Here is a 13,443-nt window from a genome sequence, read left to right on the forward strand (position 1 = left end):
GTCGTCAGGCGTCTTCGTCGTCTTCTTCGCCGACCGGGCACTGGCCCTTCCACTGCTGCTTCCACAGCGCATGCAGGTTGCGGCAGTACGCGCCCAGTGCCTCGCCCGGCAGTTTCTTCGCCTTCAATCGCAGCTGGTGACGGGTAAAACCGTCGTCGTACTCATGGGGCAATACCAACACGGCGCACTGATCGTGATACATCAGGAACGCGTGGCAGTCGTCGTCTTCGCTCATCCACGCATCCAGCTGCCTGTCGCTCAGCAGGGTTGACTCGAAAGCGACCGCTGGGCGGACGGAGAAGGTCGTAATCCTGGACTTGGGTACTTTGGCTTGCCCGCACGCCGTCAGCGCCATCAGCGCCATCAGCATGACCGTGGTCGACGTCGTACGATGTTTCATGCGGCTGCCCCGGTGGAAGAGGGCAACAGCATTGACCATGCAGGCCGCGCAGGGCCATGCAACGGTTCTGAAAGTGCGGATGCAGTCGTCATCCGCGACCGCGAGCCGAAATGCGGCCCAGTGCTACCCGGAATCGTCCGGCAGGTGCTCGTTCCATTCGAAGAACGGCAGGAAGGCGTCGGCCACCAGCGCCATCAGCGGGCCCGGGTCGCGCACGCGCCATGCGCGGTGGTCGCCATTGCGCTGGAAGATCAGCGTGCCGCTGCGCACGCGGTCGGGTGCGTTGCGCATCGCCGCCGTGTAGGCCGCGGCCAGGGGCACAGACATCTGCGGCGGATGCGGCCCGTTGAAGGGCACACGATGCTGGCGATAGAGCGGAAGCAGGCCCGACAGATCCGGCAGCCGGCAGTGATAGGCCACTTCGGCGACGTCGCCGTCATGGCCCTTCGGCCAACGCACGCCATCGGCCTTGCACTGCGCCGAGGCCTGCCGCGTGCGCAGGGCCTGTGCAGCAGCCGGCCATCCAGCGAGCTCGGGTGCTTCATCCAGCTGGCTTGCAGCAGCCAACGCGGCAATGAAGGCCGGCGCGTCATCCGTACCCAGCTGCGCGGCCAGTGCCGCCTGCGCACGGGCGTCGCCGTGCACGATCACCTGTGCATGCAGATCGAACAGCCGCGCCGGCGATGCCGCCCCGGTACCGGCCAGCGCACTGCCGGGGGCCAGCAGCAGCGCGGCCAGCCCCAGCGGTTTCAGTGCAACCACCTCACGCGCACTCGTCGGTCCACATCATCTCGGCGATCGGGCGCAGCGCCTTGCATTCCTGCGTCATCTCATCGGCAGACTGCACCTGGGCCTTGGCTTTCAGTTCTTCGGCCATCGCATCCACGCCGCTGATCTGGTCCGGCGCGATCTTCGCCACGCAGGCGCGGTGCTGCTGCAGCAGCAGGTCGCAGCCCGGTACGCCGGTCACTTTCGGTGCGTTGGCCGCCTGCGCGTCCTGCATCCAGTCCTCGAACGGTGCCAGCGCGCCGGTCACGGTGCCCACCAGGTCGTCGAAGTTGCCGCTGTACCAGTAGCCGTTGTCCTTGGCCGGGTACAGGGTGAAGGTGCCGCTGACCGGCACGCGCGCACCACTCTGCAGCGCCTGGGTGTAGGCGTCGGTGAACTGCTTGCGCGAGGCCGGGCTGGCGTCGGATGCAAGGCTGGCGGCGAACAGCGGGCGCACCTTGCCCAGATCGGGCAGCTGGCAGCTGAAGGTGATGCGCGCCAGCTTCTGGTCTTCCACGTACTCGTTGTCTTCAATCACGCTCTTGCTGGCGCGGCACTTCGAATCACGCAGGGCCTTGGCATACAGCGCTTCGGTGGCGGCCGCATCGGCCTTTGCGCCGGTGCTGGCAAGCACGACCTGCCACGGTTCGGCCAGCGCCTTGGCCAGCGCACCCGGGTTCGGGGTCACGGCGTCCTGGCCGTCGAACGCCGGCTTCAGCGCATCGTTGAGCGTGCGGGTCGCGGCAGCGTCATCTTCCAGCAGCACGCGTGCATACAGGTCGAACGCCTGTTCGGGCGTCAGCGTGGCCGGGGCAGCGCCGGCCAGCAGCGGGGCAGCCAGCAGGGCGCTGGCCAGCAGGGTACGCAAGGGGGTCTTCATGACGGTGTTTCCTGTTCCAGAGGCGCGCAAGCCTAGCGCATCTTTGCGCAGGACCGATGGCGCCATGTGATCACGCGCCGGTGCGCGCGGGCCAAAAAAACGGGCCCCTTGCGGGGCCCGTTCGATCGCACGACGAGGATCGGGCAATCAGAAGCTGGCGCGGACGCCGACCGAGTACTGGGTGACATCGCGGTAGCCGGCGATTTCGCCCACCACACCCCAGGTCTTGGTGAAGTTGATCTGGCCGCCGACGGTGCCGACCCAGGTGCCCTTGTAGTTGTTGCCGCCATCCATGTAACCGGCCTTGGCCCAGGCTTCGGTCATGCGCGACGGCTTGCCGCGGATACCCATGGTGACGCGGCCCAGGTTGGTGTGGTCCTTGCCGTGGTAACGCACGCCGTCATAGCGCAGGGTCGATTCGGCGTTCTGGCGCACCCACGCGGCATCGGCGGTGAAGTCCAGGCGGTCGGTCCACGGCATGTGGTAGCCGATACCCAGCTCCGGCTGGTTCAGTTCCAGCTTCAGCGAGTCTTCGCCGTAGTGGCGGGTCTTGCTGGTGCGCGACCAGCCACCGAACACGTAGACCTGCTCGGCCAGCGCGACCGAGCCGCGCAGGTAGCCACCGTCGACCTTCGGGTCGTCCAGTGCGTTGTCGTCAACCTGGACCTGCGTCCAGCCACCTTCCACGTAGGTGTAGCTCAGGGCGTCGGCCGAAGCCGAGAACGGGGCAGCGGCCAGCAGGGCGGCCACGATCAGGATCTTGCGCATGGGAATTCCTGTGAATTTCAGTCCATTGGCGGGCCTGCCATCGCGGCTGCCCGTGGCGACCTCATGTCGTCCGCTGCGGATTTTAATGAAAGTTTTACAAAATGCGAGAGACGGCCGTCACAGGCTGGGCGGGCCCGGTGCCTCCCACCCCGTTCAGCACGGGCTGGTACACTAGCCACGCCGGTTCGCCGGTACACAAACGTCTTCAGGGCGGGGTGCAATTCCCCACCGGCGGTAGGTGCGCAAGCACGAGCCCGCGAGCGCCCCGGCCCACGGCCGGGGGTCAGCAGATCCGGTCCAATGCCGGAGCCGACGGTCATAGTCCGGATGAAAGAAGACGGTGCCACAGGGCTCATGCCCTGCGTGCGCCTGTTTGCCTTGCGGCGTTTTTCGCTCACTTTTCGCGGAGAACGTTACTTGTTTACTGGAATCATCGAAGGCGTCGGCCGTCTGGCCGCACGCGAATCCATCGGCGGCGATGTCCGCTTCACCTTCAATGTCGGGAATCTGCCGTTCGACAACGTGCAGATGGGCGAGAGCATTGCCATCAATGGTGTCTGCCTCACCGTCATCGCGTTCGACGCCAGCAGCTTCCAGGCCGATGCCTCCACCGAGACCCTGGGCCTGACCACGCTGGGCCAGCTGGGCGAGGGTGCGGTCATCAACCTGGAGCGCGCCATGCGCCCGACCGACCGCCTCGGCGGCCATCTGGTCAGCGGCCACGTCGACGGCCTCGGCCAGGTGCTGTCCATCCACGAAGACGCACGTGCCCAGCGCTGGCGTTTCGCCGCGCCGGCCTCGCTGCGCCGCTACATCGCCAAGAAGGGCTCGATCTGCGTGGACGGCGTCAGTCTCACCGTCAACGAAGTGGACGACGAAGGCTTTGAAGTCGCTCTGATCCCCCACACCGTGGCCAACACCGCCTTCTCCGCCGCAGGCGTGGGCAGCGCGGTCAATCTTGAAATCGACCTGGTCGCCCGTTACGTCGAACGCTTGATCGGAGTGCCGACCAACGGTCAGCACCCACATGGAGATGCAGCATGAATTTCGCCCCGATTCCGGAAATCCTGGAAGACATCCGCCTGGGCCGCATGGTGGTCATCGTCGATGACGAAGACCGCGAGAACGAAGGCGACCTGATCATGGCCGCCGAACTGGTCAAGCCGTCGGACATCAACTTCATGGTCACCCACGGCCGTGGCCTGGTGTGCCTGCCGCTGACCCGCACCCGCGCCGCCGACCTCGGCCTGGCGCCGATGGTGCAGGCCAATACCGCGCAGTTCCAGACCAACTTCACGGTCAGCATCGAGGCCGCCGAGGGCGTCACCACCGGCATCTCGGCGCACGACCGCGCCCACACCATCCGCACGGCGGTGAAGCCCAACGCCAAGCCGTCGGACCTGCACCAGCCGGGCCACATCTTCCCGCTGATCGCCCAGCCGGGCGGCGTGCTGACCCGCGCCGGCCACACCGAAGCCGGCGTGGACCTGGCCATGCTGGCCGGGCTGGAACCGGCCGGCGTGCTGGTGGAGATCCTGAACCCGGATGGCAGCATGGCGCGCCGCCCGGAGCTGGAAGTGTTCGCGCGCGATCACGGCCTGAAGATGGGCTCCATCGCCGACCTGATCGCCTACCGCCTGGCCACCGAAAAGACCGTCGAGCGCGTGGACGAGCGCGAGATCGATACCGAATTCGGCCCGTTCAAGCTGGTGACCTACCGCGACCGCATCGCCCACGACCTGCACTTCGCGCTGGTCCGTGGCAACCCGGATGCCGAAACGCCGACCCTGGTGCGCGTGCAGGTGGAAAACCCGCTGGCCGACCTGCTGCACTGGCGCCGCGATGATTTCGGCGTGGCCGCCACCGATGCCCTGCGTGCGATCGATGCCGAGGGCGCGGGCGTGATGGTGGTGCTGTCGGCCCCGCGCGATGGCGAAGCCCTGCTGGCCCGCTTGCGCCAGCAGCCGGCGCCTGTGGTGCCGGGCAAGGACAAGGACGTGGGCCAGTGGCGCCGCAATGGTGCCGGCGCGCAGATCCTGTCCGACCTGGGCCTGGGCAAGCTGCGCGTGCTGGGCACCCCGCGCCGCCAGATCGGCCTGGCCGGGTATGGCCTGGAAGTGGTGGAGACGGTCACCCTGTAATGGGTAGTGCCGGCCGCTGGCCGGCAACCGCATCCCAGGGATTGCCGGCCAGCGGCCGGCACTACCGGTGGGTGCCGACCCTGTGCCACCGGTGGGTGCCGACCCCGTGCCACCGGTGGGTGCCGACCGTTGGTCGGCACGCCCCCGGGCCCCCATCGGCCACGGCCGGGGCCCATCCACGCTAGAATTACCCCCTTATCGAGTCCCCCAAGCCGCATATGAGCCACTACGAAGGCGATCTTCGCACTCCCGAATCGGCGCGCTTCGCCATCCTGGCCAGCCGCTGGAACGCCCGCATCACCGACGCGCTGGTCGCAGGCGCCCGCCTGAGCCTGGCCGGCAACGGCATCACCGAAGCCAACATCGACGTGATCCGCGTGCCGGGTGCCTGGGAACTGCCGCTGGTGGCCGCGCGCCTGGCCGCCGCCCATGAACACGCCGCCATCCTCACCCTGGGCTGCGTGATCCGTGGCGACACCCGCCACTACGAACACGTGGCTGACCGCTGCGCCGAAGGCCTGATGCGCGTGCAGCTGGATTTCGGCGTGCCGGTGCTGAACGGCGTGCTGGCGGTCGAACGCGCTGAGGATGCCGAGGCACGTGCCGGAGGCAGCCACGGCAACAAGGGCGAGGAAGTCGCACTCGCCGCATTGGAAATGGTCAATCTTCTGGAGCAGCTGCCATGAACAAGAACACCCAGGGCAAGCCCTCCGGTAAACCCGTCCGCCGCGATGGCGTCGATCCGGTGCTGCGCTCGCGCGCCCGCCGTCGTGCCGTGCAGGCCATCTACGCCTGGCAGATCTCCGGCGGCAACGCCCAGTCGCTGATCGCCCAGTTCGCCCACGAGCAGGCCCGCGAAATCGCCGACCTGGCGTACTTCGAGGCGCTGCTGCACGGCGTGCTCGACAACCGTCGCGACATCGACGAAGCCCTCGGCCCGTACCTGGACCGCGGCATCGAGGAAGTGGACGCGATCGAACGCGCGGTGCTGCGCCTGGCCGCCTACGAGCTGCGTTACCGCCTGGACGTGCCGTACCGCGTGGTGATCAACGAAGCCATCGAGTCGGCCAAGCGCTTCGGTTCCGAGCATGGCCACACCTACGTCAACGGCGTGCTGGATCGTGCCGCCGTGGAATGGCGCAAGGTCGAATCGGGTCACTGACCCGCCTGTGGTAGTGCCGGCCGCTGGCCGGCAGCTGCAGGGATCCTGAGGTTGCCGGCCAGCGGCCGGCACTACCGCCCACCGCGCACTGCGCGGCACGTACAACAGCGGGAACGCCCCATGTCCCTGGCCGAATTCGCCCTCATCGACCGCATCCGCGCCCGCACCCTCGAGCGCGACGACATCCTGCTCGGCATCGGCGACGACGCCGCGCTGCTGCAGCCGCGTGCCAATGAGCAACTGGTGGTCACCGCCGATACGCTCAACAGCGGCGTGCACTTTCCCGTTGAAACGCCTGCCTTCGACATCGGCTGGAAGACCCTGGCGGTCAACCTGTCAGACCTCGCCGCGATGGGCGCGCGCCCGGCGTGGTGCACGCTGGCGTTGTCGTTGCCAGAAGCCTCTGAAGATTGGATCGAGGCCTTCGCTGATGGCTTTTTCGCACTGGCCGACCAGCACGACATCGCGCTGATCGGTGGCGACACCACGCGTGGCCCGCTGTCGCTGTCGGTGACCGCGATGGGACAGGTCGGGCGTGGCCAGGCCCTGCGCCGCGATCGCGCGCAGGTGGGTGACGATATCTGGGTGAGCGGCACGCTCGGCGATGCCGCCGGTGCGCTGCGCCTGTGGCAACAAGGTGCGTTGAGCATCGCCACCGCCACGCTGCTGGCCGACTACGAAAGCCTGCGCCTGCGCCTGCTGCGGCCGACGCCGCGTGTGACCCTCGGCCTGCGCCTGCGTGCCTTCGCGCATGCCGCGGTGGATGTATCCGACGGCCTGCTGGCCGATCTGGGCCACATTGCCACGCGCAGCAACGTGGCCGCGCATGTGGATGCCGATTCGCTGCCGATCTCGCACGCGCTGCGCGAGCTGCTCGGCCGCGACGGTGCGCGTGACTGCGCACTGCGCGGTGGCGACGACTACGAACTGTGCTTCACCGCCGCCGCCGACCAGCGCGACGCGCTGCACTACCTGGCCGAATCGCTGGACGTGCCGCTCACCCGCATCGGCCGCATCGCCGAAGGGCAGGGCGTGCATGTGGATGGCGAAGCCGCCGACGGCGGCTACCAGCACTTCGCGTAGCAGCAGCGGTACTGCCCTGCTGGGTGCCAACCTTGGGTGGCACGAATGTGTCAGCCGCCCATGGCAACACCGTGTCGACCAAGGTCGACACCTACCGAAGCGCACGCGCATGCGCATCGCCCAGCGTTACGCCGCCCTTAACTGCACATCCACATACTCGGCCAACCCACGGCAGGCCAACAGCAAGCCCTCGCGCGCACCATCGCCCATCTGCTGGTCGATATCACCGTCCACGCGCACGCGTTCGGTGGCGTGCAGCAGTTCCAGCAGGAAACTCAGTCCCGCATTGGCACGATCAATACGCGCCAGGGCCAGGCGCTGCCCGGGCGTGCGGTTGTTGCCCGGCCACGGCTGGCCATCGGCCGCATCGCCCTGGCGGATGTACTGCAGGCAGGCCTGCAACGTGATGGCCCCGGCGCTGTTGCCGCTCTGCAGTGCAACGAACGTGTCTTCCAGCGTGCGCGCCAGATCATCCGGCAGGCGCGTGGCGGCGTCGCCCAGGGTGGCGAACAGGTGCGGGTAGGGGGAAGCGGTCATGGCGGCGTCCTTGTGCAAGTGGCAAGGGGCCACCCCGCTTAACAGCGAGGGTGGCGGACGGTGTGTGGTTCCAATACCGGAGGTCGATGTAGAAGCGCCGGCGGGCACGAGGCCCCCACGCACCGCCCGCCATGTAAACGCGGACAGAATGCCTGCCGACGCCACCCAACAAGGAAAGAGCGACGCCGACAGGCAAGCGTAACCAACACATCAACCTAACGGGATTGGAAGCCCGTGCCACCCGTTGTCGGTGGCGCCACATGATTTGCATGAAGCGCCAATGCTGCCAATGAGAATTGTTGGAAACTTCGAAAACGTTGCAATTTCGTCGCTGGCAGGCAGCAGATGGCGTTGCGTGCCGAATGCGACATTCCCTGTAGCGTCGAGCCATGCTCGACTGTTGTTGGCCACCGTTGAGAAGAGCCAGTCGAGCATGGCTCGACTCTACAGACAGCAGAACGGCGCCGGATCTCTCCGGCGCCGCTCTTTGAACTACCTCACCACTTGTACGACATGCTCAGATTGGCGGTGGCTTCGCGATACCCATGGTCACCGCGCATCACGCCAAACCCACCCCAGGCACTCAGCCCGGAACGGAAGTCCACACGCGCACCGGCATTCAACTCATAACGGTCGCGCGGCACACTGGCCTTCAGCGCTTCATCATCGAACGCCATGCCGTTGCTGGCGCCATCGCGGTACCAGTTGGCCGCCACATACGGGCTGACCGACGCACCGGCTGCACTGCGGCCTTCGCCCTGCAGGCGCAGGCCCATACGACCGGACAGGCCGCTGTCGCCCAGGCTGCGCACCACCGTGCCATTGGTTTCCTCATGACGGTCGGTGTTGGCGTCGGTGTAGACCAGCTGCAGTTCCGGCTGCAGGCTCAGCGCGGTGCTGCCGATCTGGCCGAGGCCGATGCGGTAGCCCGCTTCCAGCGAGCTCTGCCAGATGTCCGAGTCGTAGCGTTCCTCGGCCAGGCCTTCGCCCTGCACGCGGTTGCGGAACTGGCCGCGCTGCACGCTGGCATCCACATACAGTGCATCATTGCTCCAGTTGCCATACACGCCCAGCGCGCCACCGTTGACCTTGCCGCGTGCGCTGTAGCCGGTCAGCTGCGAGCGCGAAGTGGCATCGGACTTGGCCAGCGTGCCCATCACGCCCACGCGGCCCTGGCCGTTGTCGAACACGCCGATGTCCGCACCCAGCTGCAGGCGCGAGCGGTCCACGCGCAGGTCCAGCTGGTCTTCCACCGCCGACAGCTTGCTCTGCGTGGCATCCACACGTGCCCAGCCACGCACGCCATCAACGGCGGAGGTGCTGCCGCCCTGGCGATCGCGCCCGCCGTGGCGCAGCAGCTGGTCCATCGCGAACTGGTTGGCCAGGTAGGCGCCAGCTTCCGGGCGCAGCACCGGCGTGGGGTCGATCGGGTCAATGGGATCGACCGGGTCCACCGGATCAATTGGGTCCACGGGTGCGCATTCCGGCAGCGCGGGATCGGTGCTGCACGGATCCGGACCTGCCGGAACCTCCGAGCGAAGGTACCAACCGCCGTTGGTCGCGTCCTTGAACAGGAAGTACTCGTACTGCCCACCCACCGCGCGGCCCTGCAGGTCGAACTGTGCATTCGATGCGCCGCCGACGCGGATCAACTCGATGCCCTTGTCGGTCTTGGCGCCTGCGCCGCCGGCATTGAGCACGCGCACGTTGGCCTGGCCGTTGGCATCGCCCTTGATGATCAGCTTGTCGGTAGCCGACGCGTCGTCGCCCAGCTGGGTGTTGAACAGCAGGGTGCCGCCAGCGCCGTCGAAGGTGTCCACGCTGAGCGTGTTGAAGGTGCTGCCATTGCCCAGCGCCACGGTGCCGGTGTCGCCCAGCGCCAGGTGGCCGACATTGCTGTCGCCGGTCATCAGCCAGGTGCTGTCGCTGTCGATGCTGGCCGAGGTGACGTTGATGAAGCGGCCGTCGATCTGCGCTTTGTTGCGCAGGATCACATCCAGCGAGCCCAGGTGCGCGCTCGCATCGTCGCTGGCAACGTGGCCCGAAAGGCGCGCGTTGTCGACACTGAACCGTACCTTGGATGCGCCGCTTGCGCCTGCGACGAAGGAGCCAACGCGCAGGAGGTGGCCATCGCCGCCCCGGAGCCGCGATCCGTTCGATACCGTGATATCGAATGTGGGGGCGTGGCCGATCGTAGCGATACGGATCGCCGAACCGCTACCACCGATGACGGTTGAATCATCAATGACGACGCTGCTGTGCAGGTCATCTCCGGTACTGTACAGAAGCATGCCGATGTCGTCGGCATCGATGCGGGAGCCATTGCGTATCGCCACCTGCCCCTGTGCCAAGCGTACCCCGACCCCGGTGTAGCCTGGGCGAGGACGATCAGGCTGCTCGACGCGCACCTGGGTTGCGTCGATTTCAACTTCGACACCCGGGATAAGGCCCGCGCGATGCTCCAGATCGATGCCGATGGAGGTGGGGCTGAATGGATCCAGGCCTGTGGCACGAGTGACCTGCACGTTGCTGCTGAACAGACGCGCCGACGCCTCGCCCGTCAGCAATAGACCGTTGCCAACGATCGACGACCGGTACGCCGTGAGTGAGGCATTGTCCGCCACCCATATAGTGGCCTCCATGGTCGATGGAGGCAGGCGCACTGTTGCGTCCGACAGGAGAATGGTGGAATTGTCGAATGCTTGGATGGCGAGTGTTTCTGCACCAGTGACGTTCAACTGCGAACCCCGCCGCAGTTGCCAGGCTTCCACCCGATCGCCGGGAAGCAGCTCTACGGATTCGCCAACCAGCTCCCTTGCAACAGCGGTGCTGGGGTTGCAGACAAGCACCGCCAGCAGGTGGCAGGCAAGAAGCGTGGGGCGGGCGCGGACACGCGCACCCGCCAGGAGTACTGGCGTGTTCTTCATGAGACAGTTACCGGGCCGGAACGGGGTATTCATGGAGACGGAACCCATTTCCTGCGAAAGGGGCTCCGCCGCGGTGAGCCTTTACCAGCGATAGGCAACACTTACATTGGCCGTCGCTTCGCGATACCCATGGTCACCGCGCATCACACCAAACCCACCCCAGGCACTCAGCCCGGAACGGAAGTCTACGCGCGCACCGGCATTCAACTCGTAGCGGTTGCGCGGCACGCTGGCCGTCAGCGCTTCATCGTCGAACGCCATGCCGTTGCTGGCACCGTCGCGGTACCAGTTGGCCACCACATACGGGCTGACCGATGCGCCGGCTGCACTGCGGCCTTCACCCCGCAGGCGCAGGCCCATGCGACCGGACAGGCCGCTGTCGCCCAGGCTGCGCACCACCGTGCCGTTGGCTTCCTCATGACGGTCGGTGTTGGCGTCGGTGTAGACCAGCTGGAGTTCCGGCTGCAGGCTCAGCGCGGTGCTGCCGATCTGGCCGATGCCGAAGCGGTAGCCGGCTTCCAGCGAGCTCTGCCAGATGTCCGAGTCGTAGCGTTCCCCGGCCAGGCCTTCGCCCTGCACGCGGTTGCGGAACTGGCCGCGCTGCACGCTGGCATCCACATACAGTGCATCGGTGCTCCAGTTGCCGTACACGCCCAGCGCGCCGCCGTTGACCTTGCCACGTGCGCTGTAGCCGGTCAGCTGCGAGCGCGAAGTGGCATCGGACTTGGCCAGCGTGCCCATCACGCCCACGCGGCCCTGGCCGTTGTCGAACACGCCGATGTCCGCACCCAGCTGCAGGCGCGAGCGGTCCACGCGCAGGTCCAGCTGGTCCTGCACAGCAGACAGCTTGCTCTGCGTGGCATCCACACGTGCCCAGCCACGCACGCCATCAACGGCGGAGGTGCTGCCGCCCTGGCGGTCGCGCCAACCGTGGCGCAGCAGCTGGTCCATCGCGAACTGGTTGGCCAGGTAGGCGCCAGCTTCCGGGCGCAGCACCGGGGTGGGGTCGATCGGATCGACCGGGTCCACCGGATCGACCGGATGGCACTCCGGCAGCGACGGATCGATCACACACGGGTCCGGCGCACCGGCCAGTTCCGAACGCAGGTACCAACCGCCGTTGGTCGCATCCTTGAACAGGAAGTACTCGTATTGCCCGCCCACCGCACGGCCCTGCAGGTCGAACTGTGCATTCGATGCGCCGCCCACGCGGATCAACTCGATGCCCTTGTCGGTCTTCGCACCGGCACCACCAGCGTTAAGCACGCGCACGTTGGCCTGGCCGTTGGCATCGCCCTTGATGATCAGCTTGTCGGTAGCCGATGCGTCGTCGCCCAGCTGGGTGTTGAACAGCAGGGTTCCGCCGGCGCCGTCGAAGGTGTCCACGCTGAGCGTGTTGAACGTGCTGCCATTGCCCAGCGCCACGGTGCCGGTGCTGCCCAGCGCCAGGTGGCCGACGTTGCTGTCGCCGGTCATCAGCCAGGTGCTGTCGCTGTCGATGCTGGCCGAGGTGACGTTGATGAAGCGGCCGTCGATCTGCGCCTTGTTGCGCAGGAGCACGTCGAGGACGCCATTGGCCACGGTCGTCGTATCCAGGTTGACGTTGCCAATCAGGCGCGCGTTATCCACGGTGAAGTCTGTGTGGATTGCAGAAGCGACAGGGCTGCCGCTCCATGACTGCATCAACAGCAGATTGCCGTCGCCCGCTTGTAGCTGCGAGCCGTTCGTGACGATGACTCGGTACTCTGCATCAAGCTCGCGTGGCGCGACCCGGATGGCAGCACCGCGGCGGGATCGTAGCGCGGAGTTGTCGATGCGCAGGGTAATCGGCGGCTGGCCGGCGTTGGCGGTTGCGAGCAATGCCGCCATGTTGTCTGCATCGATCCGCGAGTTCTGCAGCTGGATTTCCCCGCCCATCAGGCGCACGCCCAGGCCGCTGTTGATATCCCGCGTTCCCGGCACGTCCTCGACGCGCAGGTAGGTATTGCGCACCACCGTCAGGGAATCCCCGGGAAGCGTGCTGGCAGTCCCAGACAGGCCGATGCCAACGCTGGCTGCACCGGGACTCAAGCCTGCCGCAGTCACGATGATCTCACTGTCCTCGATCCATGCAGTGCTGCTGTCGGTGACAAGGATGCCCGCCGCGAACCGGGTTGATCGTGCGGCCAGCGTTGAGCCGCCGGAGAGAGTGACGGCACTCTGTCTGCTCCCTGCATCGACCGTAGCATTGGAGAGTATGACCGTGGAGTTATCAGCTTCAATGTACAGCGACGCGCCACCGTTCACTGTCAACAGCGATCCGTTCTTCAACGTCCACGCTTCGGTCGGGTCAGCGGCGCCTACATCGGCGGTCTGCCCATCCAGATTGCCGGCAAGGGCAGCACCGGTGTGGAGCGAGGCCAAGGCCAGCAGCAAGCTGCGGCACAGCACGCGGGGCGCCGGAGGGCGGCGGGCGGTGGTGACGGCGGCGTGTTTCATGGGGAAGTCCTTGTGTCGAAAAGGGGGGAGAGACACGTGACACCACACGACCGCATTCAGATCGAGCCCTATACGCTGCGTCCATGTGAAGCTGCAGTGAGGAAATGGGTCAAATACGAAGCCTTGTGTCTCCACTGGCGGCAGTCTCTGCGAGGGGGGCCGACCGTCCCATGCAAATAGTTGTAAAGCGCGCTGGACACCTGCAGTGCCTTCAGCTGCCAGCCAGCACTGCGACAACCTGTCGCAGGCGGGTTGCAAGGCATTCGATGGTGCAGCCGGAAGCGCGGATCGAGCATGTC

13 protein-coding genes and 1 riboswitch are annotated in these 13,443 nt (G+C 66.6%); of the genes, 5 read left to right on the forward strand and 8 right to left on the reverse strand.

Annotated elements, in window-relative coordinates; genetic code table 11:
- Positions 1–4: 4 nt before the first annotated feature.
- From AB1281_RS23300 to AB1281_RS23315, 4 genes are all read right to left on the reverse strand, one after another.
- A complete protein-coding gene (locus AB1281_RS23300) occupies positions 5–400 on the reverse strand; it encodes a hypothetical protein (RefSeq protein ID WP_014035959.1) in 396 nt (131 codons plus the stop codon).
- A gap of 123 nt (positions 401–523) precedes the next feature.
- Positions 524–1,162, reverse strand: coding sequence for a hypothetical protein (locus tag AB1281_RS23305; protein ID WP_430347171.1), 639 nt, complete (start codon positions 1,160–1,162; stop codon positions 524–526).
- Between the two features lies 1 nt (position 1,163).
- The gene (locus AB1281_RS23310) at positions 1,164–2,048 is read right to left on the reverse strand and encodes a hypothetical protein (RefSeq protein ID WP_430347172.1); all 885 of its coding nucleotides are present in this window, start codon (positions 2,046–2,048) and stop codon (positions 1,164–1,166) included.
- 147 nt (positions 2,049–2,195) lie between these two features.
- A complete protein-coding gene (locus AB1281_RS23315) occupies positions 2,196–2,816 on the reverse strand; it encodes a hypothetical protein (RefSeq protein WP_014035962.1) in 621 nt (206 codons plus the stop codon).
- A gap of 197 nt (positions 2,817–3,013) precedes the next feature.
- Positions 3,014–3,159: riboswitch (FMN riboswitch) on the forward strand.
- 74 nt (positions 3,160–3,233) lie between these two features.
- On the opposite strand from AB1281_RS23315, the gene AB1281_RS23320 reads away from it, so the two are divergent.
- The 5 genes from AB1281_RS23320 (at position 3,234) to thiL (ending at position 7,202) form a co-directional block, all read left to right on the forward strand.
- A complete protein-coding gene (locus tag AB1281_RS23320) occupies positions 3,234–3,860 on the forward strand; it encodes a riboflavin synthase (protein WP_430347173.1) in 627 nt (208 codons plus the stop codon).
- Positions 3,857–4,957 carry a 3,4-dihydroxy-2-butanone-4-phosphate synthase gene (gene ribB, locus AB1281_RS23325; RefSeq protein WP_430347174.1) on the forward strand — a complete coding sequence of 367 codons (1,101 nt, stop codon included), beginning with the start codon at positions 3,857–3,859 and terminating at the stop codon, positions 4,955–4,957. Before AB1281_RS23320 ends, ribB begins: the two co-directional genes overlap by 4 nt.
- Before the next feature lie 218 nt (positions 4,958–5,175).
- Positions 5,176–5,643 (forward strand): 6,7-dimethyl-8-ribityllumazine synthase, encoded by a 468-nt coding sequence (gene ribH / locus AB1281_RS23330; RefSeq protein WP_049443133.1) that lies wholly within the window; start codon positions 5,176–5,178, stop codon positions 5,641–5,643.
- Positions 5,640–6,119, forward strand: a complete 480-nt coding sequence (gene nusB, locus AB1281_RS23335) for a transcription antitermination factor NusB (protein WP_005408062.1) — start codon at positions 5,640–5,642, stop codon at positions 6,117–6,119. Before ribH ends, nusB begins: the two co-directional genes overlap by 4 nt.
- Before the next feature lie 120 nt (positions 6,120–6,239).
- Complete coding sequence (thiL, locus tag AB1281_RS23340) at positions 6,240–7,202, forward strand: thiamine-phosphate kinase (RefSeq protein WP_099490432.1); 963 nt, start codon at positions 6,240–6,242, stop codon at positions 7,200–7,202.
- A 126-nt stretch (positions 7,203–7,328) separates the two neighbouring features.
- Here the strand turns inward: thiL and AB1281_RS23345 are convergent, their stop codons facing one another.
- The 4 genes from AB1281_RS23345 to AB1281_RS23360 all read right to left on the reverse strand — a co-directional run bounded on the left by AB1281_RS23345 (position 7,329) and on the right by AB1281_RS23360 (position 13,144).
- Complete coding sequence (locus AB1281_RS23345; RefSeq protein WP_049438571.1) at positions 7,329–7,739, reverse strand: hypothetical protein; 411 nt, start codon at positions 7,737–7,739, stop codon at positions 7,329–7,331.
- A gap of 210 nt (positions 7,740–7,949) precedes the next feature.
- Positions 7,950–8,174: a hypothetical protein gene (locus tag AB1281_RS23350; RefSeq protein ID WP_430347175.1), complete on the reverse strand. Its 225-nt coding sequence runs from the start codon at positions 8,172–8,174 to the stop codon at positions 7,950–7,952.
- Positions 8,175–8,236: 62 nt separating this feature from the next.
- On the reverse strand, positions 8,237–10,402 hold the full coding sequence (locus tag AB1281_RS23355; RefSeq protein ID WP_430347176.1) for an autotransporter outer membrane beta-barrel domain-containing protein: 2,166 nt from the start codon (positions 10,400–10,402) through the stop codon (positions 8,237–8,239).
- 345 nt (positions 10,403–10,747) lie between these two features.
- A complete protein-coding gene (locus AB1281_RS23360) occupies positions 10,748–13,144 on the reverse strand; it encodes an autotransporter outer membrane beta-barrel domain-containing protein (protein WP_430347177.1) in 2,397 nt (798 codons plus the stop codon).
- Between the last annotated feature and the right edge of the window lie 299 nt (positions 13,145–13,443).

Origin of the sequence: Stenotrophomonas sp. NRRL B-14846, from assembly GCF_050473585.1 — a bacterium.
Taxonomy (GTDB): Bacteria; Pseudomonadota; Gammaproteobacteria; order Xanthomonadales; family Xanthomonadaceae; genus Stenotrophomonas.